Source organism: Vibrio sp. F13 (assembly GCF_020806305.2).
GTDB lineage: Bacteria > Pseudomonadota > Gammaproteobacteria > Enterobacterales > Vibrionaceae > Vibrio > Vibrio crassostreae_C.
The window spans coordinates 1,055,053-1,079,646 of record NZ_CP170176.1; the positions used below are offsets into that span (position 1 = coordinate 1,055,053).

The following is a 24,594-nucleotide window of genomic DNA, read 5'->3' on the forward strand; positions in this document are numbered from 1 at the left end:
ATCATTAGCGTCTGCAATGACCCGGTGGGTTTAACTCTCTATGCTGCTTAGGTTTCTACTTAAGCAGCATAGTTTTCATATTCGGTTTGATTGTGTAAAAGCGACCATATAATTCGTGCGTTCTTCGCGGCCAGTGCCACTATTGCTCGGTTCATTCCTCTTCGTTCTAGAACGCCGCGACACCACTGACTTAACTTATCTTGCTTGTCGCCAAGGTTGGCAATGACTGTCCTTGCGCCATGAACTAATAGTGTTCGTAAGTATTTATCACCGTGTTTGGTTATTCGGCCTAAGCGAGGTTTTCCTCCTGTGGAATATTGCTTTGGTACGAGTCCTAGCCAAGCAGAGAAATCACGGCTTTTATCAAATTGAGAACCATTGCCTATCGAAGCAAGTATCGCAGTAGCGGTTTGCGGCCCAATACCTCGAACTTTCATCACTCGTTGAACATTAGCGCTGACCTTAGCAAAAGAGTCGAAGACTTGTTCAGTATCGGCGATACGTTGATTTAATTCACCAAGGTGGTGATAAGCATCGGCAATCACCGTTCTTGCGAGATGTGGCAGTTCATTTTCTGCATCTTCAAGCATTAAGGGAACGTGTTTCATCAATGAAGAGCGACCAACGGGAATGATCAACCCGAACTCAGAAAGTAGGGCGCGCATGCGATTCATAAGCGCGGTGCGTTCACGAACCCAATGCTCTCTCATTCTATGTACCGATAGGATGGCTTGTTGCTCTGGTGATTTTACGGGCACAAAGCGAGTGGATGGTCGCTGAACAGCTTCGCAGATAGCTACTGCATCATTAAGGTCGTTCTTCCCTTTAGTTCGATAAGGAACCACGTATTTAACGGCCATGATACGGACGTCATGACCCAGTTTATTGAGTGTTCTTGCCCAATAATGTGCACCACCACACGCTTCAACGCCTATACGCATGAGTGGCATATTTGCTATTGTAGTCAGTAGTTTAGAGCGGGTTACTGACTTATGAAGTATGACCTTACCATTTTGGTCTACGGCATGAAGACTAAAGTGGTTTTTAGCTAGGTCGATACCGCAGAAATAAGAATAATCAGACATGGTGCCTCCGATGCATTTAAGTACCACATAAGTGTGGCAGATCCTCGGTAGGGGGAATCCATGTCATTCGTTGATACCGCAATCAATCATCTAACCTTTTCATAGCTTTACGGTAAACATCGCTACGTTCGCGTTTTCCGACTGCTAAGACGGTTACAATGATGACATCGTCTTCAACTTTGTAGACGAGACGGTAGCCCGATTGGCGCAGCTTAATCTTATACATGTTGTCAGCTCCAGAGAGTTTTGAAGCCGGAACATGCGGGTTATCTAAACGCTCGATTAGCTTTTTCTTAAATTGTTGTTGAAGCGTTGAGCCAAGCTTTTTCCACTCTTTGAGTGCACTCTTTTTAAAGTCGAGTTTATAGGTCATCAATATTTACCGAAATACTCTCTTCAGATTCACGCTCTTTCGCAATAGTTAGTAGTTCAAGATCTTCGAGTCTGTCCATCATCATTTCGTACGTTTCGGCTGGTACGCAATAAAATGCTGGCTCATTTCGGTTCAGTACAGCAACAGGTTCACCGTAAGCACTAGTTGCAACTTTCATAGGGTTAGCTTTCAACTCAGTAATGCTTGCAGCAACATCGGCTAAAATTCTAGTGGTCATTTAATAGGTCTCTTAAGTGGTCTTTATTTTGGTCATTTTAGCCTCAATCAAGCGGTATAACAAGTTGCTTAAGAGTGATTCGCAACACGTGGCATTTTTACTATGCGTTGGTTTATGTGTTTAAGGTATTATGCGGACGCTAAGGTATTGGGTTGCTTATACCTTTACGCGGCGTTTGCCTAATCCAATAGTAAGTGAGTCTATATGACAGATAACATTTGGGAAGACAGAGAAACACCAAATCTTGAGCACATTCTCGAATTGTTCAACAACACTGAGTTGGGTGCATATCTAACAGGTCATTTATTGCTTGAGTCAGTATTAGTTCAATTAATAGAGTTGAAGCTTGATGATAGTGAGAAGATAAACCCATTTAACATGAGTTTTCCTAATAAGGTTAAGTTAGCGCTTAATCGCGGTTTAATTTGGCAATCAATGGCTGATTTTTTGATCGAAATGAATCGTATCAGAAACAGGTTAGCACATCGTTTAGGTGAGCCCATTACTTTTGATTTAGTCTTTGGTTTAGCCAAGGTTGCTCACTTGGGCGGCGTTGATTTTTCTGATGACACCATACATTCTGATTATCAGTTGTCTCAACAGTGGTATGGTATTCAAGGAATCATCCAAGAAATATTCCAAAATGCCGCACAAGACCTTTCATTTATAATAGAAGAGCATGGTGGGGAATTTCAGTTTGCTTAGGCTAACAAACGTTTAAGAATCAACCCAACCAAAGAGGGCGCCAATAACGGCGCCCTTTGTATTAGTTGGCAACGCTGTAAGTGTCGTAATTGCGAAGTAAGAAGATTGCGATACAGGCTGCGAGCATTGGCCAAGAGGCGAAGAACAGTAGGTTGTTGAACGGGTCCATGTATTTTCCAAAAGAGGAAAAGGTTGAGCCTGCATGAAGGACTAAAATGGCTCCGTAGGTGTACTTTTTCCACATGCCTACAACGAATGCGCCTAAAAATCCGAGCTGCGCGACACCCAGAGCCATCATCGCATTGTTCGAGATGTCGATGCCGTAAAAGCCAGACAGTACTTTTGTCGCGTGCTCAGGGACAAGGATCTTATCTAAGCCCCAGAACAAGAAGACGATAAAAATGCCGATTCTCAGCAGTAGTAGGCTAGTCGCCAGTTTGGTTTGAAGTGTCTTTTCCATGATATCCCTTGTGATGCATTCAATGATGCGATGGTTTAAATGTTCATCAAAGGAGACCCATAGCCTTCGCATTTTCTTTCGTTGTTTTTTAGTGCCTTATGTAACAAGGAATGTCTGGTTGGTTTGTTCCTCAACGTTATCTGACTCAAAATGCTGTTGCTTGAGTAAGCTGACAGTCAGGTTTATCGGCATCGGCTTATAAAAATAGAAGCCTTGGATATAGTCGACACCGAGCTTAGATAAGATTTTCACTTGGGATTCATACTCGACACCTTCGACGATGACTTGCATGCCTAAGGAGCGTGATAGTTGAAGCATGGACTCTAGCAAAGGGAGACCAAAGCTGGATTCGTCGGATATGTTTTTCACAAACACGCGATCGATTTTGAGAATGCTGAACGGGAACTGTCTTACGAAATCTAACCCTGCGTAGCCTGTACCAAAATCATCAATCGCGACTCTGACGCCCCTGTTCGATAGCTTGGTTAGGTTGTCTCTAATTTTGACCATGTCGGCATCAGAACATTCACCATATTCGGTTACTTCAAAAACCACCTGCTTGAGGATCTCAGGGTGTCTTTTAAAGATGCTGATCACTTTGTTAGAGAAGTTACTGTTAGACACTACGTTGCGGCTGATGTTGACGCTGATGTACTTTGAGTCGAACACATCTTGATTGCTTTTCAACGTCATTAATACTTTGCGCAGCACGAAGTAGGTGAGCTCCTCAATTAAGCCTAAGCTTTCAGCAAGCGGAATGAAAATAGCCGGGGAGACGTTACCTTCAATTGGGTCGTTCCATCGTAATAGTGACTCACAGCCGACGATCTCATTGGTGTTTTGGTTAACGATAGGCTGCATGTGAACATGAAGGTGTTGGTTTTTTAGCGCACTTGAAAGCGAATATTCTAAGCTGCGTTGGCTCTGCTTTTTATGCTTGATGGAAAGGAGAATAATGGTGGTGATTCCGGCCATCAAAAAGCCAAACCATAAATAACTCAACATGAAGTGAAGATAAAACTGATACCCAATGTATGAGGTGATGGTCAATGGGTAGGTGTTTGATTGTATCCGCACCTTGGCGATTGATGAGTCAATATCGGTAGGGTGGATATCTCTTTTGATCACTTCAACTTTGGCCTGTATTCCATGGCTGCTCAGGTTTGTTTCAACAAGGTCATAGATGAAGTGTGGCGGAATCATCAGGCTCACTCCGGCATCTTCTTTGTTCGAGAAAATGAGCATGATGGACTGAACTTGCGTGATGGCCGAGTTGGAATACGACAGGGTTGTTAAATTCGGGTCGTCATTGAGTCGCTGCCTGATGGTGCTGTATAGGCGAAATGAAACGTCACCATCGGTGGTTGAACAGTAAAATCGGTTCTGTTTATTGAATACCGCTGCTTCTTTTACCCAATCGGCTTCAAAAACGTTTTGTCGAAGCTGTCTAACGATCGCGTCGCATGACTGTTCAGGTCTAACTTCAGATAAAAAACGGTCGAACCTTGATTGGATCCCTTCTAACCTGGTTTCGACTAACCTTGATGTGTCTTCGGTTAATGTTTGGTAGTGATACGGTGTAAAAGGAATGAGCATTGCCATGGAAAAAAAGAAAGAGATGGCAAAGTAAAATGAAGTCTTGGCAATGTTTTGGTACTTGATATCCATAGTTGGAGAAGCGTTACCGATTTATGTGAGCATTCGATTTAATTTATAAAGTTAGCGTTTAGGTAGCAATATAAATAATTAATAGTGTGAGTGCAGGCACGAATTATTGATATAAATAATATGTTTTCTAGTTTTACCAGCAAAATCTGAGCGTTATCTCATTTATTTGAGTTCGCGAGGCGTCATTTTTGATGATTTATGCGGATAACAAATGCTTATATCCTGATAAATTTTATTGTTATTTGCTCTGGCTGAATGAGCTGAATGAGCTGAATGAGCTGAATGAGCTAAATATTGAGCCACGTTTAAATAAATAAAGTCACGACACGATTCGTTTTGGTGGTGGCAGCATAAAGGATGATTATGACAAAACTGATATCGGCACTCATAGCGGTGTGCTTCTCATTCTCTGCGTTGGCCTACGAAGGTGTTGTTGATTGCGAGAATGCGATGAATACCATCGAGATCAATCACTGTGCGGCAATTGAGTTGGAATCTGCACAAGCGGAACTGGATAAATACCTTGCAGCCAGCTTTGAGCACAATGCTTATGATGCTGAGCTGGTGGCGTCAATTAAGAAGGCTCAGGAGAGCTGGCAGGCGTACATGACAGCACATTGTGATTCTGTGTACACCCAATGGCGTGAAGGTTCTATTCGAGGGGTTATGGCGCTTTCCTGCAAGATGACGTTAACCAAGCAGCGCACGCATGAGGTGTGGGTGAATTCCTTAACCTATATGGACAGCACGCCTCCCGTTTTACCAGAGCCTTAATTAGCGCCGTAGGCAGGTTTAAAATACGTACAGGACTGTGCACCTGCTTCAACCTTTGGCGGGCGAATAAGAAAGCGATAGGGGATTGCCTTACTCTTTCGTTCTTAGTTCTTAGTCTCCAGCTTGAAGCATTACAGCTTGAAGTTTTACCTAGCAAGGATTCGATTTTGAATAATGTCAGTATCACGCTTATTCAGCTTGAAGTTGAATACAAAAACAAACAAAAGAATATAGATTCGGTCTCTGATCTTTTGCAAGCGGAGCCGTCAGTCGGTGATATTACTTTACTGCCTGAACTGTTCACGACTGGGTATATTTTTAACGAGGCTGAAGAAATTCACGAATTGGCTGAAGACTTCGCCGACAGCAGTACTATTGATTCATTAACTCAGCTTGCAGCGAAGCATCACACCTTGATTGTTGCTGGTATTGCCGAGAAAGATAGCGGCCAATATTACAACAGCGTCGTGGTTGTGGATGCTTCCGGTTTACGACACAAATATAGAAAAATCAGTCAAACCAAATTCGATAAGCAGTATTTCTCGAGAGGGGAGGAACGCCTCTCGTTTGAGCACAAAGGCTTAAAGTTTGGTGTCGCGATTTGCTTTGATATTTGGTTCCCGGAGATCATGAGAGGGTATCAGTCGGTCGACGTTATTCTTCACCCTGCCAACTTCGGTGGGCATCATAGTTTTGCCATTGCTCAAGCGAGAGCCTTGGAGGAAGGGTGTCACATGGTTACTTGTAATCGCGTCGGGCAAGATGTGGTTAATGCGTTTACCGCGACATACTGTGGTGGTAGCCGAGTCTACTCACCCAAAGGGGAGTTAATGACTCAGCTCAACGAAAGGCAATCGGTAGAAACCGTAAGTATTCAAGATCTCTCGATTGCGCCGCAATACAATGGCGTCGATGTGTTAGACGAAATACAGCAAATCGCATCTGTGTTGAATCGCTAAGAAGATAAGTGAAGTGCATTAGGAGCGAAAAGGGCAAGGTTTTTTAACCTTGCCCTTTGTTGTTTAGATCTCTAAGAAGGCGCTTTAAATGGCTTTTACGCTGCTTCGTTCAACAAGAGTAGGTTCAAGTTCAACGACTTGCGGATAAGCATCTGGAGTTTGTAATCTACTCAAAAGCGTATCCACTGCGGTTTTACCTAAACGATGTTTTGGCTGGTGGACAGTGCTTAACGCGGGTGTCATGTACTTCGACAGGTGGATGTCATCGTAGCCAATGATAGACAGATCATTCGGAATCGATGTGCCATCTTGCGCCGCAGCGTGAATCACGCCCATCGCCATCATATCGTTACTGACGAACAAGGCAGACGGCATTTCGCCACGAGTTTTCAATGTCTGATAAGAGTCAAAACCACCGTCACATTCAAAGTTGGATTCAACAATCCACTTAGGGTTGATCTCTAAATTGGCTTCTTCCATTGCTTGCTTGAAGCCTTGATAACGAGACGAAGCTTGATTGCGGTGCAGTGGGCCAGTGATACAACCAATTTGAGAATGACCGTTATCTATCAAGTGCTTAGTTGCCATGTAGCCACCTTGGTGCGAGTTGTCTTGGATCTTATCGCTCGCAAACAACATAGGGCCCCAATCCATGACTACAACAGGCAGTTCTGGGTAGCGCTCGAATACATCGATATGTTCGCCTTCAAGGGTAGAACACATTAGCATCAGGCCATCGACTCGCTTTTGCAGCAAGGTATCGATAGAGGATTTCATGCGTTCGCTATCGCCTTCGGTGTTACACAAGATAAGGTTGTAGCCTTTTTCGTAGCAACGACGTTCCACACCTTTTACCACTTCGCCAAAGAATGGGTTGGTGGATGTGGTCACTAGCATTCCCAAGGTTTTGGTTTGCTTCATTTTCAAGCTGCGAGCCAATGCAGAAGGCGCATAGTTGAGTTCTTTAGCCGCACTGTTAACACGCTCAGCAATCTCTTCACTGACAAAGCGTGATTTGTTGATCACGTGGCTCACGGTAGAAGTCGAAACCTTTGCGAGCCGTGCGATGTCTTTCATTGTTGCCATAAAAAATCCTTGTGGGAATAACCTTCCACGTTGGGCGATATTCTGCCTGAAAACAGGGGCTTATTCTTGTTATTTGTTGTTACCGAATTTGAAGGCTAACATCCGTTAACCACGGTTTAGCTCAGAAGTTAGGCCTTCAAATAGGTATCAAACTAAGCAGACAGTTGCTCTGCCAAAAACGCATCGGTTTCAGCACGGCTTGGAATCGACGTTTGAGCACCAAAGCGTGTCACAGAGATAGCAGCTGCAGCATGAGCAAATTTAATCGCACGCTCAAGTGGCATATCTTCAAGCAAGCCTGTCACCAACGCGCCGTTAAAGGTGTCACCTGCGGCAGTTGTATCTGTTGCTTCAACACGGAAACCTGCGATTAATTCACCTTCGCTGGCTTCATTGCCTTGACCGCGATGACTCACCCACACGCCTTTCGCGCCTAGCGTGATCATTACCGTTTCTATGCCTTTAGCATGCAGAGCCAACGCAGCCTGATGAGCAGACGCGTTGTCCGTCACGGTAATGCCTGTCAGCACTTCTGCTTCAGTTTCGTTCGGTGTAATCACGTCAACACAAGCAAGCAGTGAATCCGATAATGGACGAGCAGGAGCCGGGTTTAGAATGACTTGCGTGCCACTCTCTTTTGCTACTTTCGCAGCGTACTCAATACCTTCAATTGGCGTTTCAAGTTGAGTTAGCAGGTATTTGGCTCCGCGAATCTTCTCTAGATGTGGTTCGATTTGGTCGCAAGTCAGCTTGTCATTAGCTTCTGCAGAAAGACAGATGCTGTTTTCACCCGTTGCGGATACTTGGATCATCGCGATGCCAGTTGGCGTGTTGTCTGCCACGATAACACCGTCGATGTTGATGCCGTCTTTAGCGAAGTCTTGACGAATGTTGATGCCGAATGGGTCGTCACCGACACAGGCGATGAAGCCGATATCTGCGTTTAATCGCGCAGCAGCGACTGCTTGGTTTGCGCCTTTACCGCCAGGGATGACCTGATAGTTACCGCCAATCAAGGTTTCACCCGGACGAGGGAACGAAGGAACTTGCAGTACGTGGTCAGCGTTAACGCTACCTAAAACAATCAGTTGAGTCATGATACGAGCCTTATGATATATCGTATTTGAAAATGCATGGGTCTTTCTCATGGTGTTAAGTGCGCTCTCTTTTGTGAGCGGAATGAGAAACAGCGATGCACTGTCGGGGTTTGCTTTTGTTTGAGTCAGCGAGCCAATCAAAGCAGGGAGATAGGGAACTCCCTGCTTTATATCGCGTTACCTAGTAACGATTACTTAGCGATGATTTTTAGAGGTACTGGTACGTACTCGTCTACTGTTTCGCCTTTCAGTACTTTGTCTGCCATTTCGATACCTAGAGAACCGATTAGGTCAGGTTGTTGTGCAACTGTAGCGCCTAGTAGGCCGCGGTTAACAGCAGCGATGCCGTCGTCTGTGCCATCAAAGCCAACGATCATCACTTCTTTACCTGACGCTTGAACTGCGCGAAGTGCACCTAGTGCCATTTCATCGTTTTGAGCAAATACTGCTTGTACATCTGGGTTAGCAGCAAGCAAGTTTTCCATTACGTTCAGACCTTTAGTACGGTCGAAATCAGCAGGTTGGCTTGCAAGAAGCTCAAGGTCGCTGCCGTTTACTGCATTCATGAAGCCTTCACCACGTTCACGAGCTGCAGAAGTACCAGCAATACCTTCAAGTTGGATTACTTTCGCTTTTTCGCCCACTTTTTCCATGATGAAGTGACCTGCCATTTCACCACCGATTACGTTATCAGAAGCGATGTGGCTTACTACGTCACCACGGCTTGCACCACGGTCTAGTGTTAGTACTGGGATGTTTGAACGGTTAGCCATGCGAATTGCGTTAGACACGGCGTCTGAATCTGTTGGGTTGATCAGGATTGCCTTAACACCACGAATGGTTAGATCTTCAATGTTCGACAGCTCTTTGCTTGGGTCGTTTTGAGAATCCAGAACGATAAGCTTGTAGCCTAGCTCTTCAGCTTTCGCTTCTGCGCCATCTTTCATGGTTACAAAGAATGGGTTGTTCAATGTAGACAGAACGATTGCCATTGTATCTTGCGCCTGTGCAGACACAGATACTGTTGTAGAAAGAAGAGCAGCAGAAATAAGAGTCGCTAATTTTTTCATGGTGTAAGTCCTTTGTGTAGGGGGAGCTAAGAGGTGAGTCCTAGCTCGTTGTTACATTATTTATAGATTCTAATATTTTAAGGTAAAACAGGGTGTTACTTGTATTAACCTAGAGTGTGAATAGGTTTTATTTGTTTTTGTTGTCGACCAATACTGCCAGAAGAATAACCACTGCTTTTGCAATCATCTGGTAGTAAGAAGATACGTCTAGTAGGTTTAGGGCGTTGTTTAGGAAGCCGATAATCAGAGCACCAATCAATGTGCCCATGATACGGCCACGACCGCCAGCTAAGCTTGTCCCGCCAAGAACTACGGCTGCGATAGCGTCTAGCTCATAACCCATACCTGCGGTTGGTTGAGCAGATGACAAACGCGATGCCACGATGATGCCTGCCACTGCAGCTAGCAGACCACAGATTGCGTAAACACCGATTTTTACTTTGTCTACGTCGATGCCTGATAGGCGAGTTGCTGATTCGTTGCCACCCAGTGCGTAAACGTAGCGACCAAAGCGTGTGTGGTTAAGTAGGTACCATACTGCTGCGAATACCACGACCATGATCCATACTGGAACCGGTACACCCATTGCGTAGCCAGTACCGAACCAAGCGAATGCGTCTGCTGTGTCTGTGAAGCCTGTTGAAATAGGACGACCATCTGTGTAAACCATGGTTACGCCGCGAAGTAGTGTCATGGTGACAAGCGTTGCGATGAAGGCTTGAACCTTACCCTTAGCGATAATCACACCACTAATCGCACCTAATGCTGCACCTGCTACAAGAGCGGTTGGTACTGCGATCATCACAGGGATTTCCATGCCAATCATGCTGGCTGCGAACGCACCACAAAGCGCCAGTACAGAACCAACACTCAAGTCGATACCCGCGGTTAAGATAACCAGCGTCATACCTACAGCGATAATTGCGTTAACCGAGGTTTGGCGCAGAATGTTTAGGATGTTGTCGACAGTAAAGAAGTTCGGGTTTAAGAAAGAAACGACAACAATCAGGAAGATCAAAGCAATCAATGACTTTTGATCAATCAGCCACTCTTTGCTGATTAACGGTTTTTTCTTTGGAGCTTCAGTTGTTTTGCTCATGGTTTTAGTACTCATGCTGCGTCCTCGTTGATCTTTTTACCGACCGCACACGCCAGTAATAATTCTTGGTTTGCTTCTTTAGCATCAAATTCACCGCTTACACGGCCTTCATGCATCACCATGATGCGGTCACTCATTCCTAACACTTCTGGCATTTCAGATGAGACTAAAATGATGCTCATGCCGTCGGCTTTAAATTTATTAATGAGTTGGTAAATCTCTTTCTTAGCACCGACATCGACACCGCGCGTTGGCTCGTCGAGAATCAGTACTTTTGGTTTGGTCATCAAGCCCTTAGCGATAGCCACTTTCTGTTGGTTACCACCAGAAAGGTTGCCAATAATCTGTTCGCGAGTCGGGGTTTTGATGTTGAATAGCTTGATGAAGTCATCTACTGCAATCACTTCGTCTTTATGTTGGATTTGACCGCTCTTTGTCAGTAGGTCAAGCGAACATAACGACATGTTTTCTTTAACAGAAAGCCCTAGAACTAAGCCATCGCCCTTACGGTCTTCAGAGATGTAAGCAATGCCATTGGCCAAGCCGTCTTTCGGGCTTACAGGGTTGATGGTTTTGTTTTCTAGGTTGATGACGCCGCGTTCACTTGGAAGGGCACCGTAAATCACTTTCATCAGTTCGGTACGACCTGCGCCCATTAGGCCAGATACACCCAGGATTTCACCGCGTTTTAGCGTAAAGCTAACATCGTGAACACCAGAACCCGTCAGGCCAATCACTTCAAGACAAGTTTCACCGTGGCTCTGGCCGATACGTGGATATTGTTCCTCTAGCTTACGACCAACCATCATTTCGATTAGGCCATCTTCGTCGGTGTCTTTTACTTCACACTGACCAATGAACTTACCGTCACGAAGCACTGTGATGTCATCACAAATCTCGAAGATCTCTTTCAAACGGTGAGAGATGTAAACAATGCCACAGCCTTCATCGCGCAGTTCGTTAATCACCTTAAACAGAGATTCAGTTTCGGTATCGGTTAGCGCATCGGTTGGTTCATCCATGATGATGACTTTAGATTCAAACGATAGGGCTTTCGCAATCTCTACCATTTGCTGCTCACCAAGGCTCAACTGACCTAGAGGCGTTTTCGAGCTGTGTTTCACGTTAAGGCGTTTAAGTAGCTTGTCTGCTTCTTGGTACATCTCGTTCCACAAGATACGACCCATGGTGCCCGTGATTTCACGACCTAAGAAGATGTTCTCGGCGATGGTCAATTCAGGGATTAGATTCAGCTCTTGGTGAATGATGCTAATGCCTGCTTGTTGAGAATCACGTGGCCCTTTAAATGCAGCAGGTTTTCCTTGGTAGGCAATAGTGCCGCCGTCCAAGTGGTAGATGCCTGTCAGCACTTTCATAAGCGTTGATTTACCCGCACCGTTTTCACCCATTAACGCCATTACGCGTCCTGGATAAACGTTGAGGCTTGCCTTATCCAGTGCTTTCACACCAGGGAAGGCTTTCTCAATTGAGCTAAGTTCTAAAATGGCTTGAGTCATGTCGGTTCCTTTACTCGGGGCCAGTTGTATTTGATTATTCTGTCTATGTATTGTTTTTGGTTCAGTGATGACACTGAGCTGTCGTTGCGTTTTGCTTGAGCTAAAAGGTTACGCCAGCTTGGAAAATAACATTTGCGTATGGTGTGCATTCACCGGTGCGAATCACTGCACGGCTTTCATGCGTTCGCTGTTTGAATTCTTCATGAGTGATGTAAGTAATAGAAAGCGATTTGCCACAACGTGCTTCTTCTGTCTTGATTAAATCAATCAGCGCTGCGTGGTGCTCTGGGCTTACTTTCGCAAACTCTTCTGCAATCACAACGCCTTCGATTTGAGATTCATCCAGCATGGTTTTTACCGTTTGCTGAAAGCTTGGGACACCGTGAGTCAAAGCAAGATCAATACGAGTTACGTGGTCTGGAATCGGCAGGCCCGCGTCACAAATCGTGATTTCATCTGTGTGGCCAAGAGTCGCCACTAGGTAAGAGAGTTCAGAGTTTATTAAAGTACTTTTTTTCATATCACGACCTATCGAAAAATAACGCTTGATGGGTTGAGAACAACTCAAGAAAAGCCATCGAAACGTTTCGATAGTGATAATAGTGTCTGATTTATCATTTGCACGTTTGATTGTTTTAGAGTGTGATAATGATCATCGAAACGTTTCGATGGGGCGTTTTTTGGTGATCTTAGTCACCGCCATTGATTGCATAAATCCTTTTACGTGGGTTCAATCGATAGCGCATATCCGAACTTACTAATGGTAATGATCTGGACGTTGGATGCTCTTAATCGCGCGAACACATTGCGTAGGTTATAGACTACGTTTGCAAGAACATGTGGTGACGAGAGTTGTCCGTCCCAACACACATCAACAATATGCTCTCTTGAAATCGGTCTTCCCACATTTTCCAATAACAAGCAGAGCACTGCTAACAGGCGAGGGCGCAAAGTGATTTTGTTTCCTTGCTGGTTGGTAATCGTTCGAGCGTCGATATCAATGATTAAGCCGTTGAAGTCTATTGTGTGGTTCATCGTGTTTTCTGTTCGTCTTATTCTAAATTGTGGAGATTGAGCAAATTGGCCTGCTGTTGGAGCGGGTAATTATTTAAGTGTGCTAATGGTCGAAGTGGGCGGGTTAACTGACACGATCAGTGAGCCTATTACTTTTAAAGCCGAAGACAATACTTACCGATTAATTGCTGGTTACAAATTTAACCGCATTGTTTCGGTTGAAGCTCAATACACAGATTTTGGTGATATCGCCCTGAAAACGAAATCTGGTAATAAGGTTTTCACTTGGACACCTCAAATCTTTTCGGTAACGGCGAACCTCGGTTACACGTTTGATAATGGCATTCGTCCATTTGGCACTATCGGTCTGTCGACTATTGATCTAGACATGAAGCTTGCTGATGGCTCTCGCCCGTCAGGAGATGGTTTTGATGATTCGGGAGATGGCATCCGTATGGGTGTTGGTGTTGAATACACGCCACCTACAATGTCTTCGTTGAGCTTTCGCTTAGCATACGAAGCCGATGCTTTTGATATCGAAGATTACGAAAACGGACACAAGACAGAAGATACTGTTGTTCTGGACTCTTTCTACTTAGGCGCAATGTACACATTCTAAGTTTTACACTTTGCTAAACGGTAAATCGGTTTCTAAATGGGGCGTCGGTTAGCTCAACCCGTTTGGCTAAAGTGGAAGGCCGCAGTTTTTGACTGCGGCTTTTTTATGTTTAACTCTAGGCTTCACGAATATGAGCGGTAACAGACACGATGGCATGGTCCGTACTGAATTGGTCGTGTTCAAAGCTTGGATTGGTGAGGTGATGGTCTAACACTGTGTAGCTAGAGATCTCCATCAAACTAGACGAGTTCTGACAATCAAACTCGTTCGACATCAAAATGTAGTCCAGTACAGACCCAGATGCGCCGTAGTAATGGGTTGGCTTACGCTGTTCAAGCAAATCTTCTTCATGTAGCTGATGGTAAAGATCCCAGCTGTCTTTTAATCGAAAGTGGGATAGCCAATGCTTGCTGTTTTCGTCTCGGTTGATTGAGTAACTCAACAGCCCTTTAAACTCATCATTAAATAGAGGCTTATTAAAATCACCCATCAACACAACAGGTTGATCGGTTTGGTAGCGTTGGTTGGTGATGTATTGATGCAGCATCTGAGCTTCTAGGCCGCGTTGGGCACTGGATAGCCAAGAGCCAAGCCGTTCTTGGTGAAAACGAGTGAGCGTGTCACTTTGTGGTTTTGCACCTTGCTGAGCGTTGTTCGTATCGACAGATTCTGCTTTTGGTTCTGTCGGACGTTGTGATTTGAAGTGCACCACATAACAGTCGGTTGAACCTAAATGGGGTAACGTAATCGTCGCGTGAACAGGTGTTCTGTTGAATGAGAATTTGTCGCCAAGGTTGAATGCTGTCAGTAACGTCGAATCTGGCGTAACAGGCTGAACGTTTTCAATCGGGTAACGGGAAGCAATACCAACGACAGGTGAGGTGTATAGGTAATCATCTTCAACGTGTGCGCTATCGACCACTGCAAAGTATGGATAACCTAGGTCGTTCATCAATTGCTCTAAAGACTGCGGGCTAAATATCTCTTGGAAGCCAATCACATCGCAATCTAATGAACGAATCGCTTCAGCCATCCAATGTTGCTTCTTCTGCCATTCTTCGAAGCTGTAGATGTTCTCAAAATCATAATAAGCATTCGGTGGCTCGAGATAGTTCAGAAGGTTGAACGTTGCGAATGTTATTTGGTTTGGTTTGTTCAAAGTGTCATTCCATTTAGACCTAGGCTGCAAGGATACTCCAGTAAAAGTATAGTTTGTTGATTATTTAGAACCTAAACTTCAATTAGAAGCGAATCAAAGGAAATCTAAGCTGTGGAGGCTTGTGTCATTCAGGCTAAGCAATCAAAGCTCACTGCATCCAATAACTTCGAGTGGTGACGAGTAATTTGTAAATAAACCGTCAGAGATAGAGTGCTGATGGTTTTATTAGTTATTACATGATGTTAGATTTGAACCTATACTTGATTTAACGGCATGCATTCAAAGCCGATAAATCAACTTGAATATAGAATTCATGACATTTGAAGGGAGAGTCAAATGGGAACAGTTTTTCGACGCAAAGCCTCGCAACGCACTCAGTTTTTCAGGTTTAATTTGAAGTCATGTGCAATCATGTTGCCGCTTATTGCTTTACAACCCTCCGTTACTTACGCTTCTGAAACCCAATCAACTCCTGCTGTCACCGTTATTGAAACCACACAACTGGTTGGTTTTGGTGAAGCAAAATATCCAGCCGATTTCACTCACTTCGATTACGTTAATCCTGATGCGCCAAAGCAGGGCAAAGTGACCTATGGCAGCATAGGTACGTACGATAGCTTTAATCGATTCGGTTCCCGCGGCGTTGCTGCAAGTTATACCGGAGAGATTTACGATACCTTGATGTTTTCTCCGAGTGATGAGATTGATGCGTACTATCCATTGATCGCTTCAAAGGTTCGCTACTCCAGTGATTTCACTTGGATGGAAATCGACATCAACCCAAATGCTAAATTCCAAGATGGCGAGCCTATCACTGCGCATGATGTTGCCTTTACTTTTGACAAGTTCTCAACCGAGGGCGTGCCTCAGTATCGTGTGTATTACAAAGAGATTAAGTCAGTAAAAGCGGTCTCTGATTTGGTTGTTCGTATTGAAATGAACAGTCCAAACCGCGAAAAACTGTTTAGCTTCGCGCAAAGCACTCGTGTATTGCCGAAACATTTCTGGAAAGACAGAAAACTGTCTGAGCCGCTAAGTGAACCGCCTGTGGGCAGTGGCCCTTATAAGATCATCAGTTATAAATCGGGTCAAAGTGTGACCTACGGTTTAGATGAAAATTACTGGGCTGCGGATCTGCCTGTTAACGTTGGCCGTAATAACTTTAAGCAAGTGCAATACGATTACTACCGTGACGACACCGTAATGCTGGAAGCCTTTAAAGCCGGGGAGTTTGATCTTCGAACCGAGAATTCGGCTAAGTTCTGGGCTAACTCTTATACGGGCGCGAACTTCGATAAAGGCTACATCATTAAAGAAGAGATCAACCACGAGAAGCCTGAAACGACTCAAGGTTTCGTCTTCAACATTCAATCACCTGTGTTCTCGGATCCTAAAGTGCGTGAAGCGTTAACCTATGCGATGGACTTTGAGTGGATGAACAAGAACATGTTCTATGGTCAGTACAAGCGTACTCGTAGCTACTTCCAAAATACCGACTACGAAGCGAAAGGCTTACCAAGCGAAGCTGAAGTCGAGTTGTTGTCTCAATACAAAGATCAGATTCCACCGCGAGTTTTCACCGAAGAATTCCAACCACCCGTCACCGATGGTAGCGGTCGTATTCGTAGCCAAATGCGTACCGCTTTCAAATTGTTGAAAGAAGCGGGTTGGGTGCTGAAAGACAAAGTCATGACCAACGAAAAGACTGGCAAGCCGATGTCATTTGAGTTGTTGATTTACAGCCCAACCACGGAACGTATCGCAACGCCGGTTCAAAAGAACCTTAAGCGCATGGGTATTGAGATGAAGATCCGTACCATCGATACCACTCAATACATCAAGCGCTTGCGTGATCGTGATTTCGACATGGTTTCGTCGTCATTTTCCGCAAACCCTTATCCTAGCCCGAACTTAATGATCGTTTGGAACTCTAACTACATTGATTCTACTTACAATACTGCAGGTGTTATCGATCCAGTGGTTGACGCGTTAACAGAAGAAATTGCGCGTAACCAACAGCACCCTGAAAAGCTTCTTACACTAGGTCGTTCACTAGACCGAGTATTGCAGTGGAATTTCTACAACATCCCGCAATGGCACGTTGGCGAGTATCGCGTAGCAATGTGGGACAAGTTTGAGCGTCCAGATGTATTGCCTAAATACGATTTAGGTATCGATACATGGTGGATTTCAGAAGAGAAGGCGGCTTTGCTTCCTGAAAAACGTCGCTAGGAGTTAGTTAGCATGGCCGCGTATATATTTCGACGTTTATTGTTGGTGATCCCCACGCTGTGGGCGATCATCACCATCAACTTTTTCATCATCCAGATAGCGCCTGGAGGCCCGGTAGAGCAAGCTGTTGCTCAATTAGAAGGGCATAACTCTGGCATTATGGAGCGTTTTTCTGGTGGTGGACAAGAAGTTGATTTAAGTGAAAGTGATCAAGCGTCTGCCAGTGGCTATAAAGGCTCACGCGGGCTTGATCCTGAAGTGGTTGAAGAGATCAAAAAGCAGTTTGGGTTTGATAAACCGATTCACGTTCGCTACTTCGATATGTTGAAAAACTACGCGACCTTTAACTTTGGTGAAAGCCTGTTTAAGGGTGGTAACGTGATTGATTTAATCATCGAGCGTTTACCTGTCTCCATTTCCTTAGGGTTGTGGAGTACGTTAATCATCTATGTGATTTCGATACCCTTAGGCATTATGAAGGCGATACATCACGGCTCTCGCTTTGATATTTGGTCGAGCGCGGTGGTGATTGTCGGCTACGCGGTGCCGGGCTTCTTGTTTGCGATTATTCTGATTATCTTGTTTGCAAGCGGTAACTACTTCAGTTGGTTCCCATTGCGAGGGCTTGTGTCGAGTAACTTCGACCAGCTCAACTGGTATCAGCAAATTGGCGACTACTTCTGGCACTTGGCGTTGCCCATTTTCGCCATGGTTATCGGTGGATTCGCCACGCTCAGCATGCTGACCAAAAACTCCTTCCTTGATGAAATCAATAAGCAATATGTAGTGACTGCGAGAGCGAAAGGCTTGGACGAGAGCAGTATTCTTTATAAGCACGTTTTCCGTAACGCCATGCTGATCATTATTGCGGGTTTCCCAAGCGCATTTATTAGTATTTTCTTCACGGGTTCTATGTTGATTGAAGTGATGTTTTCACTCGAAGGAATTGGTCTGCTTGGCTTTGAATCAACCATTCAACGTGACTATCCCGTGGTGTTCAGCTCTCTCTATATCATGACCTTGCTTGGCTTGGTGCTGAGCATTATCTCCGACCTGACGTATACCTGGGTTGATCCTCGAATTGATTTTGAAGCGCGTTAATGGCGAACGAATAACAAGGTATTGATAATAAATGTTTAACAACCCTTTAGCTGAAGCTCGTTGGTTACGTTTTAAAGCAAACAAGCGTGGTTTTATCTCCCTTTGGATATTTACCATCTTGTTTGGCTTGAGCCTGTTCGCTGAGATCATTGCCAATGATAAACCACTCTTGGTTTCTTATGATAATCAGTGGTTTGTGCCTGTTATCAATGAATATGCCGAGACGGAGTTTGGTGGTGAGTTTGAAACCGAGGCCGACTACAAAGACCCGTATGTTATCGAGCTCATTGAAGACAACGGTTACATCGTGTGGCCAATCATTCCGTTTAGCTACGACACAATAAACTTCGATATTTCAGGTGCGGTGCCATCGGAGCCCGATTCGGTGAACTGGTTAGGGACTGATGATAAGGGGCGAGATGTATTAGCTCGTATCATTTATGGCTTCCGTATTTCCGTTCTATTTGGTTTTATTCTGACCATTGTATCGAGCGTGATTGGTGTCGTGGTTGGCGCAACACAAGGCTACTACGGTGGCTGGGTTGATCTATTCGGACAACGCTTCATTGAAGTCTGGTCTGGTATGCCGACCCTGTTCTTGCTGATTATTTTGTCGAGTTTTATCGAGCCGAATTTCTGGTGGTTGCTGGGGATTATGGTGCTGTTCAGCTGGATGAGTTTAGTCGGCATCGTGCGAGCGGAATTTTTACGCTGCCGAAACTTCGATTATGTGCGAGCCGCGCAAGCCATGGGTGTTGATGACAAACGTATTATGCTTCGTCACATGTTACCTAACGCGATGGTTGCATCGTTAACCATGATGCCGTTTATTCTTTCAGGCTCGGTGACCACACTGACTTCGTTAGACTTCTTGGGCTTTGGTCTTCCTGCGGGTTCGCCTTCGTTAGGCGAGTTGTTGGCGCAAGGTAAAGCTAACTTACAAGCGCCTTGGCTTGGCATTTCTGCCTTCGTCGTGCTTTCACTGATGCTTACGTTACTGGTCTTCGTTGGTGAAGCGGTGCGTGATGCTTTCGACCCGCATCAACAGAAGTAAGGATAGGTTATGACTTCAAATACAACGCCTGCTTCTCCGGTTTTGACCATAGATAAACTGTCTGTCGGTTTCGGGCGAAAAAACTCGATAGAGCAAGTGACACAAGATGTCTCTTTAGAAATATACAAAGGTGAGACATTAGCGCTGGTGGGTGAGAGTGGTTCCGGAAAATCGGTCACGGCTAACTCGATTTTAAAGCTGTTACCAAAAGGCTCGTCTCATTACTTAAACGGTAAGATCAATTTCTCTGGCACCGATATTCTGAGTTGTTCTGAAAGACAATTGAGAGGGATTCGTGGTGGCCGCATTGGTATGATCTTCCAAGAGCCTATGGTTTCGCTTAATCCGCTTCATCGAGTCGGTAAGCAGCTGGTTGAAACTCTTTCTATTCACCGAGGTATGCGAACCAATAAAGCGCAAGCCTTGGCGATAGAATGGTTATCCAAGGTGGGCATTCGCTACCCAGAGCAAAAGATTTCAGCTTACCCACATGAGTTGTCTGGTGGAGAGCGTCAGCGTGTAATGATTGCAATGGCTCTAATTAACGAGCCAGAGCTGCTTATTGCTGATGAACCCACAACAGCTTTGGATGTTTCGGTACAAGCACAGATTTTGGATTTGTTGAAAGACCTGCAACAAGAGCTGGGTATGGCAATGCTTTTCATTACTCATGACTTGAGTATCGTTCGTAAGATTGCCGACAGAGTAGCAGTAATGAAAGATGGTCGCTTGGTCGAAAGTAACGACTGTCATACCCTGTTTAACGCGCCTGCTCACCCTTACACTCAAAAACTTATTAACTCTGATCCGAAAGGTTTGCCCGTTCCTGTGTCACCCGAAAGCAAACCGCTACTCGATGTAAATCAACTTCGTGTTTGGTTCCCGATCACGGGCGGTTTATTCAAGCGCACCATTTCTCATGTTAAAGCTGTGACCGACATGGAGTTCACTTTGAAGAAAGGGCACTCAATCGGTTTGGTTGGCGAAAGTGGTTCTGGTAAATCGACGACCGGTATGGCGATACTTAAGCTGGTAGATAGTGAAGGGTCAATCACCTACTCGAGTGAACAGCTTCAAGGTTTAGATCGAAAACAGATGCTTCCGTTTAGAAGCCGTATGCAAGTAGTCTTTCAAGACCCGTTTTCTGCGCTAAACCCGAGAATGTCGGTTGCTCAGGTGATTGGCGAGGGTTTGTTAGTGCATCAACAATTGGACGACACTGAACTCGACCAACGCATCTGCGATGTAATGAAAGAGGTCGACCTAGACCCTGAAACTCGTCACCGTTACCCGAATGAGTTTTCGGGCGGTCAAAGGCAACGTATTGCGATTGCTCGTGCTCTGATCCTTAAGCCAGAGTTTATCTTGCTAGATGAACCGACATCATCACTCGACAGAACCGTCCAAGCGCAAGTTCTAGACTTACTTAAGTCATTACAAGAAAAGTATGGCCTAACTTATCTATTTATCAGCCATGATCTGAATGTTGTGAAATCCCTGTGTCATTACACCATTGTCATGAAAGCAGGCGAGGTGATTGAGAAAGGGGATACGGAAACTTTATTCGGCAATCCCCAGCATGAATATACCAAGCAGCTTGTCAGCCTTTCGAATGTTGGTGGTGTGGTATAAAGTGGGTGCGTAACGAGAACAAAAGAGTGCTCGGTGAATTCAACATGGTCATTTGGTTGTTTTAAGATTACACTGCGCCCAATATTTCAGAAGTACATATTTAGGTAGAGGTCACCATGGACCAAGAACATTACGAAGACGCTGACTACGAAGGCCAAGAGCTTGGCGAAGAAGGCGAAGAGATTGAGATTGAAGCAATTGGTATTGATGTATCGTCTCAGCCAATCGAACTCTACAAAGTGTTTAAAATTGCTAACCTAGTGAGTGGCGGCGGTGAAGCTAAACACATCATCTCTGAAGGCTACGTAGCGGTAAATGGTGAATTAGAAACTCGTAAACGTCGTAAAATGTACGATGGCGACTTCTTTGAATTCAACCAAGAGTACTATGTAGTGGTGTGTGATCAGCCAGTACAAGAAGAATCAGACAAGCCGAAAAAGAAAGAAGCGCCTAAAAAAGATAACAAGGCGAAGAAAGGTCAGTCTAAAAAGGATTCTAAGAAGAAAGAATCTAAGAAAAGCAAAGCAGAAATGCTAAGCGCAACGGCTGAACCGAAGAAAGAGAAAAAAGAGAAGAAGAAAGAAAACAAACCGAAAAAGAAAGCGGATACGCCTAAGCCACAACGTGACGACAAAAGCGGCCGTAACTCGATTGAATTCTTCTAAACTACAGTTCTAAACGACTGCTCTAAACTGCTTTTCTAAAACGAATCTTTTAAAACTATTCGTTTGAACATCAACCAACGTTAGACCTAGGTTTTACGTTACGCAGATATCAAAAGGCTCACTAGTTAGTGAGCCTTTTTTGTATTTGTTTGCTAGCACAGCTAACGGCCAACAACGCTTATTTTCAGTGACGAGTGCGAGAAGATGTTAGTTCTGATGCGCGAAGCTGAGCAACGGCTTTTGCGAGTTCTAGCTGAGCTTGTGCAAAGTTGATGTCTACATTGCCCTTATTGATATTCTCTAGAGCTGCATATTTCGCTTCTTCTGCGCGAGCGCGGTCAATATCTTGGCCGTGCAAGGCAGTATCGGCTAACACCGTTACCACATCCGGCTGAACTTCTAGCATCCCGCCAGAAACATAGAGCACTTGTCCCTCTGACTTAGGATCTGTGACAAACACAGTCACGCCTGGCTTTATTTTACTGAGAAGCGGGGAGTGACCCGGGCGGATCCCCAGCTCACCATCAGCGCCAGAAACGGCTAGGGCATACGCTGGACCTGAAAACAGCGTACCTTCCGCACTTACAATATTAAGTTGAAATGTATTATCTGTAATTCCGATAGCCATGGTGCACCTGCCTCTTAGAGTGATTTTGCTTTGTTAAGCACTTCGTCGATAGAACCACAGTACAAGAATGCTTGCTCTGGGATATCGTCATATTCGCCGCCTAACAGGCCTTTAAAGCCTCTTAGTGTTTCGCTTAGCGGTACGAATACACCTTTCTGACCTGTAAACACTTCGGCTACGTGGTAAGGCTGAGTTAAGAAACGTTCAATCTTACGAGCGCGAGATACGGTCTGTTTGTCTTCAGTAGACAGCTCATCCATACCAAGAATCGCGATGATGTCTTTTAGCTCTTTGTAACGTTGCAGCGTTGTTTGGACTTTTTGTGCAATGTCGTAGTGCTCTTGACCAACCACAAGCGGGTCCAATTGGCGAGATGTTGAATCCAATGGGTCGATTGCAGGGTAGAGGCCCAATGCCGCGATATTACGAGACAGTACAACGGTCGCATCTAAGTGAGCAAAGGTTGTTGCTGGTGATGGATCGGTCAAGTCATCCGCAGGTACGTATACTGCTTGGATAGACGTGATAGAGCCTTGTTTTGTTGACGTGATACGCTCTTGAAGTACGCCCATCTCTTCAGCCAGTGTTGGTTGGTAACCTACTGCTGAAGGCATACGACCTAACAGTGCTGACACCTCAGTCCCCGCAAGCGTGTAACGGTAGATGTTATCAATGAACAACAGTACGTCACGACCTTCATCACGGAAGCGCTCAGCCATAGTCAGGCCTGTAAGTGCAACACGTAGACGGTTTCCCGGTGGCTCGTTCATTTGGCCGTAAACCATGGCTACTTTGTCTAGTACACCCGCTTCTTTCATCTCGTAGTAGAAGTCGTTACCTTCACGAGTACGCTCACCAACACCAGTAAATACAGAGAGACCTGAGTGGGCTTTTGCGATGTTGTTGATAAGCTCCATCATGTTGACGGTTTTACCTACACCAGCACCACCGAACAGACCAATTTTACCACCCTTAGCGAATGGACAGATAAGGTCGATAACCTTAACGCCTGTTTCTAGAAGCTCAGTGCTGTTTGCTTGTTCTTCATAAGAAGGGGCTTCACGGTGAATCTCGTAGTTTTCTTTCTGACCGATTTCACCACACTCATCGATAGGTTGACCAAGCACGTTCATGATACGGCCTAGCGTTTCTTCGCCGACAGGAACCGTGATTGGAGAGCCTGTGTTTTCAACCGTTAGGCCACGACGTAAGCCATCTGACGTACCCATTGCAATACAACGAACGATATTGCTACCCAGTTGTTGTTGTACTTCCAATACTAACGAGCTTGCTTCGTCGCTAGTTACTTTCAATGCATCATAAACGCGTGGGCTGTTGCCGCCGCTGAACTCGACGTCAACCACCGCGCCGATTACTTTAACTATTTTTCCAACACTCATTCTTAAATCCTCAAATTCTGTTCTTGACCCAGTCTTTTCTAGCCCTAGACAGCTTGGGCACCTGAGACTATTTCACTCAGCTCTTGGGTAATGGCAGCCTGACGCGCCTTGTTGTAGACCAACTGCAAGTCATCAATGAGTTGGCCTGCGTTATCAGTCGCCGCTTTCATAGCGACCATTCGGGCTGCTTGCTCACAGGCAATGCTCTCAACAATGCCTTGATACACTTGCGATTCGATGTATCGATGTAACAGTTCTGAGAGTATGTCTTTGGGTGCTTGCTCATAGATGTAGTCCCAACGACGCGCTTTTTTAGGCTCACCACCTTCCTCAGAATCCGAAGGGTGGGGGAGCAACTGCAAGGTCGTTGGCGCTTGAACCATGGTGTTGACGAACTGGTTGTAAATGAGATACAAGCTATCGATTTTACCTTCGTCGTAATGCCCGAGCATCGCATTCACCGTACCTAAGATGTCTTCTAACTTAGGTGTATCGCCAAGACCTGACGTTTGTGCAATAACGTTGCCGCCGCGTTGGAAGAACGAGATAGCCTTAGATCCCACTAAGGTTGTTTCTACCTCGACTCCCTTGGTGCGGCATTGCTCCATTTCTTCTAACACTTTCTTGAACAAGTTTGAGTTCAAGCCACCACACAAGCCGCGATCGGACGAGATAATGATGTAAGCGACACGCTTAGGTTCACGCTGTTGCAGGTAAGGGTGCTGGTACTCCAGGGAACCCGATGCAACATGAGAGATAACTTTTCGCATGTTCTCGGCGTAGGGGCGAGTTAGCGTCATGTTGTCTTGAACCTTGCGCATCTTACTTGCTGCAACCATTTCCATTGCGCTAGTGATTTTCTGAGTGTTACTAACACTGGCTATCTTGGTGCGAATTTCTTTAGTACTTGCCATAATCTGCTCCTATTTGTTTTGATTTCCAGCTAACAAACCGGAGCA

At 45.1% G+C, this 24,594-nt stretch carries 25 protein-coding genes; 9 read left to right on the forward strand and 16 right to left on the reverse strand.

Going from position 1 to position 24,594, the window contains the following annotated elements; translation table 11 throughout:
* Positions 1-59 precede the first annotated feature (59 nt).
* The 3 genes from LMH68_RS19695 to LMH68_RS19705 all read right to left on the reverse strand — a co-directional run bounded on the left by LMH68_RS19695 (position 60) and on the right by LMH68_RS19705 (position 1,696).
* The gene (locus LMH68_RS19695; RefSeq protein ID WP_372172344.1) at positions 60-1,085 is read right to left on the reverse strand and encodes an IS110-like element ISVisp6 family transposase; all 1,026 of its coding nucleotides are present in this window, start codon (positions 1,083-1,085) and stop codon (positions 60-62) included.
* Positions 1,086-1,167: 82 nt separating this feature from the next.
* Complete coding sequence (locus LMH68_RS19700) at positions 1,168-1,458, reverse strand: type II toxin-antitoxin system RelE family toxin (RefSeq protein ID WP_005377002.1); 291 nt, start codon at positions 1,456-1,458, stop codon at positions 1,168-1,170.
* Entirely contained in the window at positions 1,448-1,696 is a 249-nt protein-coding gene (locus LMH68_RS19705; protein ID WP_229648144.1) for a type II toxin-antitoxin system Phd/YefM family antitoxin, read from the reverse strand. Before LMH68_RS19705 ends, LMH68_RS19700 begins: the two co-directional genes overlap by 11 nt.
* A 204-nt stretch (positions 1,697-1,900) precedes the next feature.
* Here LMH68_RS19705 and LMH68_RS19710 point away from each other — a divergent pair, with 204 nt between their 5' ends.
* Positions 1,901-2,401: a hypothetical protein gene (locus tag LMH68_RS19710; protein ID WP_104216111.1), complete on the forward strand. Its 501-nt coding sequence runs from the start codon at positions 1,901-1,903 to the stop codon at positions 2,399-2,401.
* A gap of 61 nt (positions 2,402-2,462) precedes the next feature.
* Here LMH68_RS19710 and LMH68_RS19715 read toward each other — a convergent pair whose 3' ends face one another.
* Together LMH68_RS19715 and LMH68_RS19720 are read right to left on the reverse strand one after the other, a co-directional pair.
* A complete protein-coding gene (locus LMH68_RS19715; protein ID WP_102332896.1) occupies positions 2,463-2,861 on the reverse strand; it encodes a hypothetical protein in 399 nt (132 codons plus the stop codon).
* Positions 2,862-2,957: 96 nt separating this feature from the next.
* Complete coding sequence (locus LMH68_RS19720; RefSeq protein ID WP_229648143.1) at positions 2,958-4,529, reverse strand: EAL domain-containing protein; 1,572 nt, start codon at positions 4,527-4,529, stop codon at positions 2,958-2,960.
* Positions 4,530-4,892: 363 nt separating this feature from the next.
* Here LMH68_RS19720 and LMH68_RS19725 point away from each other — a divergent pair, with 363 nt between their 5' ends.
* On the forward strand, positions 4,893-5,303 hold the full coding sequence (locus LMH68_RS19725; protein ID WP_229648142.1) for a lysozyme inhibitor LprI family protein: 411 nt from the start codon (positions 4,893-4,895) through the stop codon (positions 5,301-5,303).
* A gap of 167 nt (positions 5,304-5,470) precedes the next feature.
* A complete protein-coding gene (locus LMH68_RS19730) occupies positions 5,471-6,262 on the forward strand; it encodes a carbon-nitrogen hydrolase family protein (protein WP_229648141.1) in 792 nt (263 codons plus the stop codon).
* 84 nt (positions 6,263-6,346) lie between these two features.
* On the opposite strand, the gene LMH68_RS19735 is transcribed toward LMH68_RS19730, so the two are convergent.
* The 7 genes from LMH68_RS19735 to LMH68_RS19765 all read right to left on the reverse strand — a co-directional run bounded on the left by LMH68_RS19735 (position 6,347) and on the right by LMH68_RS19765 (position 13,166).
* Positions 6,347-7,348, reverse strand: coding sequence for a substrate-binding domain-containing protein (locus LMH68_RS19735; protein WP_017067711.1), 1,002 nt, complete (start codon positions 7,346-7,348; stop codon positions 6,347-6,349).
* 152 nt (positions 7,349-7,500) lie between these two features.
* Positions 7,501-8,445 (reverse strand): ribokinase, encoded by a 945-nt coding sequence (gene rbsK / locus LMH68_RS19740; protein ID WP_017064747.1) that lies wholly within the window; start codon positions 8,443-8,445, stop codon positions 7,501-7,503.
* Positions 8,446-8,636: 191 nt separating this feature from the next.
* Positions 8,637-9,515, reverse strand: coding sequence for a ribose ABC transporter substrate-binding protein RbsB (rbsB, locus tag LMH68_RS19745; RefSeq protein ID WP_017060856.1), 879 nt, complete (start codon positions 9,513-9,515; stop codon positions 8,637-8,639).
* Positions 9,516-9,642: 127 nt separating this feature from the next.
* Positions 9,643-10,629 (reverse strand): ribose ABC transporter permease, encoded by a 987-nt coding sequence (gene rbsC, locus LMH68_RS19750; protein ID WP_229648140.1) that lies wholly within the window; start codon positions 10,627-10,629, stop codon positions 9,643-9,645.
* A complete protein-coding gene (gene rbsA / locus LMH68_RS19755; RefSeq protein WP_017068491.1) occupies positions 10,626-12,131 on the reverse strand; it encodes a ribose ABC transporter ATP-binding protein RbsA in 1,506 nt (501 codons plus the stop codon). The genes rbsC and rbsA overlap by 4 nt, the downstream gene beginning before the upstream one ends.
* Before the next feature lie 100 nt (positions 12,132-12,231).
* Entirely contained in the window at positions 12,232-12,651 is a 420-nt protein-coding gene (gene rbsD, locus LMH68_RS19760; protein WP_017060853.1) for a D-ribose pyranase, read from the reverse strand.
* A 200-nt stretch (positions 12,652-12,851) separates the two neighbouring features.
* Positions 12,852-13,166 carry a winged helix-turn-helix domain-containing protein gene (locus LMH68_RS19765; protein WP_017060852.1) on the reverse strand — a complete coding sequence of 105 codons (315 nt, stop codon included), beginning with the start codon at positions 13,164-13,166 and terminating at the stop codon, positions 12,852-12,854.
* Between the two features lie 85 nt (positions 13,167-13,251).
* Here LMH68_RS19765 and LMH68_RS19770 point away from each other — a divergent pair, with 85 nt between their 5' ends.
* Positions 13,252-13,764: an outer membrane beta-barrel protein gene (locus LMH68_RS19770; protein WP_017071351.1), complete on the forward strand. Its 513-nt coding sequence runs from the start codon at positions 13,252-13,254 to the stop codon at positions 13,762-13,764.
* Positions 13,765-13,879: 115 nt separating this feature from the next.
* Here the strand turns inward: LMH68_RS19770 and LMH68_RS19775 are convergent, their stop codons facing one another.
* Positions 13,880-14,923, reverse strand: coding sequence for an endonuclease/exonuclease/phosphatase family protein (locus LMH68_RS19775; protein ID WP_102320980.1), 1,044 nt, complete (start codon positions 14,921-14,923; stop codon positions 13,880-13,882).
* 336 nt (positions 14,924-15,259) lie between these two features.
* Here LMH68_RS19775 and LMH68_RS19780 point away from each other — a divergent pair, with 336 nt between their 5' ends.
* The 5 genes from LMH68_RS19780 (at position 15,260) to LMH68_RS19800 (ending at position 21,607) form a co-directional block, all read left to right on the forward strand.
* Positions 15,260-17,155 (forward strand): extracellular solute-binding protein, encoded by a 1,896-nt coding sequence (locus LMH68_RS19780; protein WP_017068488.1) that lies wholly within the window; start codon positions 15,260-15,262, stop codon positions 17,153-17,155.
* Between the two features lie 12 nt (positions 17,156-17,167).
* A complete protein-coding gene (locus tag LMH68_RS19785; RefSeq protein WP_004730359.1) occupies positions 17,168-18,256 on the forward strand; it encodes a microcin C ABC transporter permease YejB in 1,089 nt (362 codons plus the stop codon).
* Between the two features lie 31 nt (positions 18,257-18,287).
* A complete protein-coding gene (locus LMH68_RS19790) occupies positions 18,288-19,310 on the forward strand; it encodes an ABC transporter permease (protein ID WP_017060847.1) in 1,023 nt (340 codons plus the stop codon).
* 9 nt (positions 19,311-19,319) lie between these two features.
* Entirely contained in the window at positions 19,320-20,942 is a 1,623-nt protein-coding gene (gene yejF / locus LMH68_RS19795; RefSeq protein ID WP_229648139.1) for a microcin C ABC transporter ATP-binding protein YejF, read from the forward strand.
* Positions 20,943-21,058: 116 nt separating this feature from the next.
* The gene (locus LMH68_RS19800) at positions 21,059-21,607 is read left to right on the forward strand and encodes an RNA-binding S4 domain-containing protein (RefSeq protein ID WP_102315037.1); all 549 of its coding nucleotides are present in this window, start codon (positions 21,059-21,061) and stop codon (positions 21,605-21,607) included.
* Between the two features lie 184 nt (positions 21,608-21,791).
* Here the strand turns inward: LMH68_RS19800 and LMH68_RS19805 are convergent, their stop codons facing one another.
* The 3 genes from LMH68_RS19805 to atpG are packed head-to-tail and all read right to left on the reverse strand — an operon-like array spanning position 21,792 to position 24,549.
* On the reverse strand, positions 21,792-22,235 hold the full coding sequence (locus LMH68_RS19805; RefSeq protein ID WP_004730391.1) for a F0F1 ATP synthase subunit epsilon: 444 nt from the start codon (positions 22,233-22,235) through the stop codon (positions 21,792-21,794).
* Positions 22,236-22,249: 14 nt separating this feature from the next.
* Complete coding sequence (atpD, locus tag LMH68_RS19810) at positions 22,250-23,635, reverse strand: F0F1 ATP synthase subunit beta (RefSeq protein ID WP_229648138.1); 1,386 nt, start codon at positions 23,633-23,635, stop codon at positions 22,250-22,252.
* 44 nt (positions 23,636-23,679) lie between these two features.
* Positions 23,680-24,549 carry a F0F1 ATP synthase subunit gamma gene (gene atpG, locus LMH68_RS19815; RefSeq protein WP_229648137.1) on the reverse strand — a complete coding sequence of 290 codons (870 nt, stop codon included), beginning with the start codon at positions 24,547-24,549 and terminating at the stop codon, positions 23,680-23,682.
* Between the last annotated feature and the right edge of the window lie 45 nt (positions 24,550-24,594).

What these genes read in the sequence shown, in the direction of transcription:
- LMH68_RS19695 (WP_372172344.1), bottom strand. Translation starts at nt 1,085, where the DNA reads ATGTCTGATTATTCTTATTTCTGCGGTATCGACCTAGCTAAAAACCAC.
- LMH68_RS19700 (WP_005377002.1), bottom strand. Translation starts at nt 1,458, where the DNA reads ATGACCTATAAACTCGACTTTAAAAAGAGTGCACTCAAAGAGTGGAAA.
- LMH68_RS19705 (WP_229648144.1), bottom strand. Translation starts at nt 1,696, where the DNA reads ATGACCACTAGAATTTTAGCCGATGTTGCTGCAAGCATTACTGAGTTG.
- LMH68_RS19710 (WP_104216111.1), top strand. Translation starts at nt 1,901, where the DNA reads ATGACAGATAACATTTGGGAAGACAGAGAAACACCAAATCTTGAGCAC.
- LMH68_RS19715 (WP_102332896.1), bottom strand. Translation starts at nt 2,861, where the DNA reads ATGGAAAAGACACTTCAAACCAAACTGGCGACTAGCCTACTACTGCTG.
- LMH68_RS19720 (WP_229648143.1), bottom strand. Translation starts at nt 4,529, where the DNA reads ATGGATATCAAGTACCAAAACATTGCCAAGACTTCATTTTACTTTGCC.
- LMH68_RS19725 (WP_229648142.1), top strand. Translation starts at nt 4,893, where the DNA reads ATGACAAAACTGATATCGGCACTCATAGCGGTGTGCTTCTCATTCTCT.
- LMH68_RS19735 (WP_017067711.1), bottom strand. Translation starts at nt 7,348, where the DNA reads ATGGCAACAATGAAAGACATCGCACGGCTCGCAAAGGTTTCGACTTCT.
- rbsK (WP_017064747.1), bottom strand. Translation starts at nt 8,445, where the DNA reads ATGACTCAACTGATTGTTTTAGGTAGCGTTAACGCTGACCACGTACTG.
- rbsB (WP_017060856.1), bottom strand. Translation starts at nt 9,515, where the DNA reads ATGAAAAAATTAGCGACTCTTATTTCTGCTGCTCTTCTTTCTACAACA.
- rbsC (WP_229648140.1), bottom strand. Translation starts at nt 10,629, where the DNA reads ATGAGTACTAAAACCATGAGCAAAACAACTGAAGCTCCAAAGAAAAAA.
- rbsA (WP_017068491.1), bottom strand. Translation starts at nt 12,131, where the DNA reads ATGACTCAAGCCATTTTAGAACTTAGCTCAATTGAGAAAGCCTTCCCT.
- rbsD (WP_017060853.1), bottom strand. Translation starts at nt 12,651, where the DNA reads ATGAAAAAAAGTACTTTAATAAACTCTGAACTCTCTTACCTAGTGGCG.
- LMH68_RS19765 (WP_017060852.1), bottom strand. Translation starts at nt 13,166, where the DNA reads ATGAACCACACAATAGACTTCAACGGCTTAATCATTGATATCGACGCT.
- LMH68_RS19770 (WP_017071351.1), top strand. Translation starts at nt 13,252, where the DNA reads ATGGTCGAAGTGGGCGGGTTAACTGACACGATCAGTGAGCCTATTACT.
- LMH68_RS19780 (WP_017068488.1), top strand. Translation starts at nt 15,260, where the DNA reads ATGGGAACAGTTTTTCGACGCAAAGCCTCGCAACGCACTCAGTTTTTC.
- LMH68_RS19785 (WP_004730359.1), top strand. Translation starts at nt 17,168, where the DNA reads ATGGCCGCGTATATATTTCGACGTTTATTGTTGGTGATCCCCACGCTG.
- LMH68_RS19790 (WP_017060847.1), top strand. Translation starts at nt 18,288, where the DNA reads ATGTTTAACAACCCTTTAGCTGAAGCTCGTTGGTTACGTTTTAAAGCA.
- yejF (WP_229648139.1), top strand. Translation starts at nt 19,320, where the DNA reads ATGACTTCAAATACAACGCCTGCTTCTCCGGTTTTGACCATAGATAAA.
- LMH68_RS19800 (WP_102315037.1), top strand. Translation starts at nt 21,059, where the DNA reads ATGGACCAAGAACATTACGAAGACGCTGACTACGAAGGCCAAGAGCTT.
- LMH68_RS19805 (WP_004730391.1), bottom strand. Translation starts at nt 22,235, where the DNA reads ATGGCTATCGGAATTACAGATAATACATTTCAACTTAATATTGTAAGT.
- atpD (WP_229648138.1), bottom strand. Translation starts at nt 23,635, where the DNA reads ATGAGTGTTGGAAAAATAGTTAAAGTAATCGGCGCGGTGGTTGACGTC.
- atpG (WP_229648137.1), bottom strand. Translation starts at nt 24,549, where the DNA reads ATGGCAAGTACTAAAGAAATTCGCACCAAGATAGCCAGTGTTAGTAAC.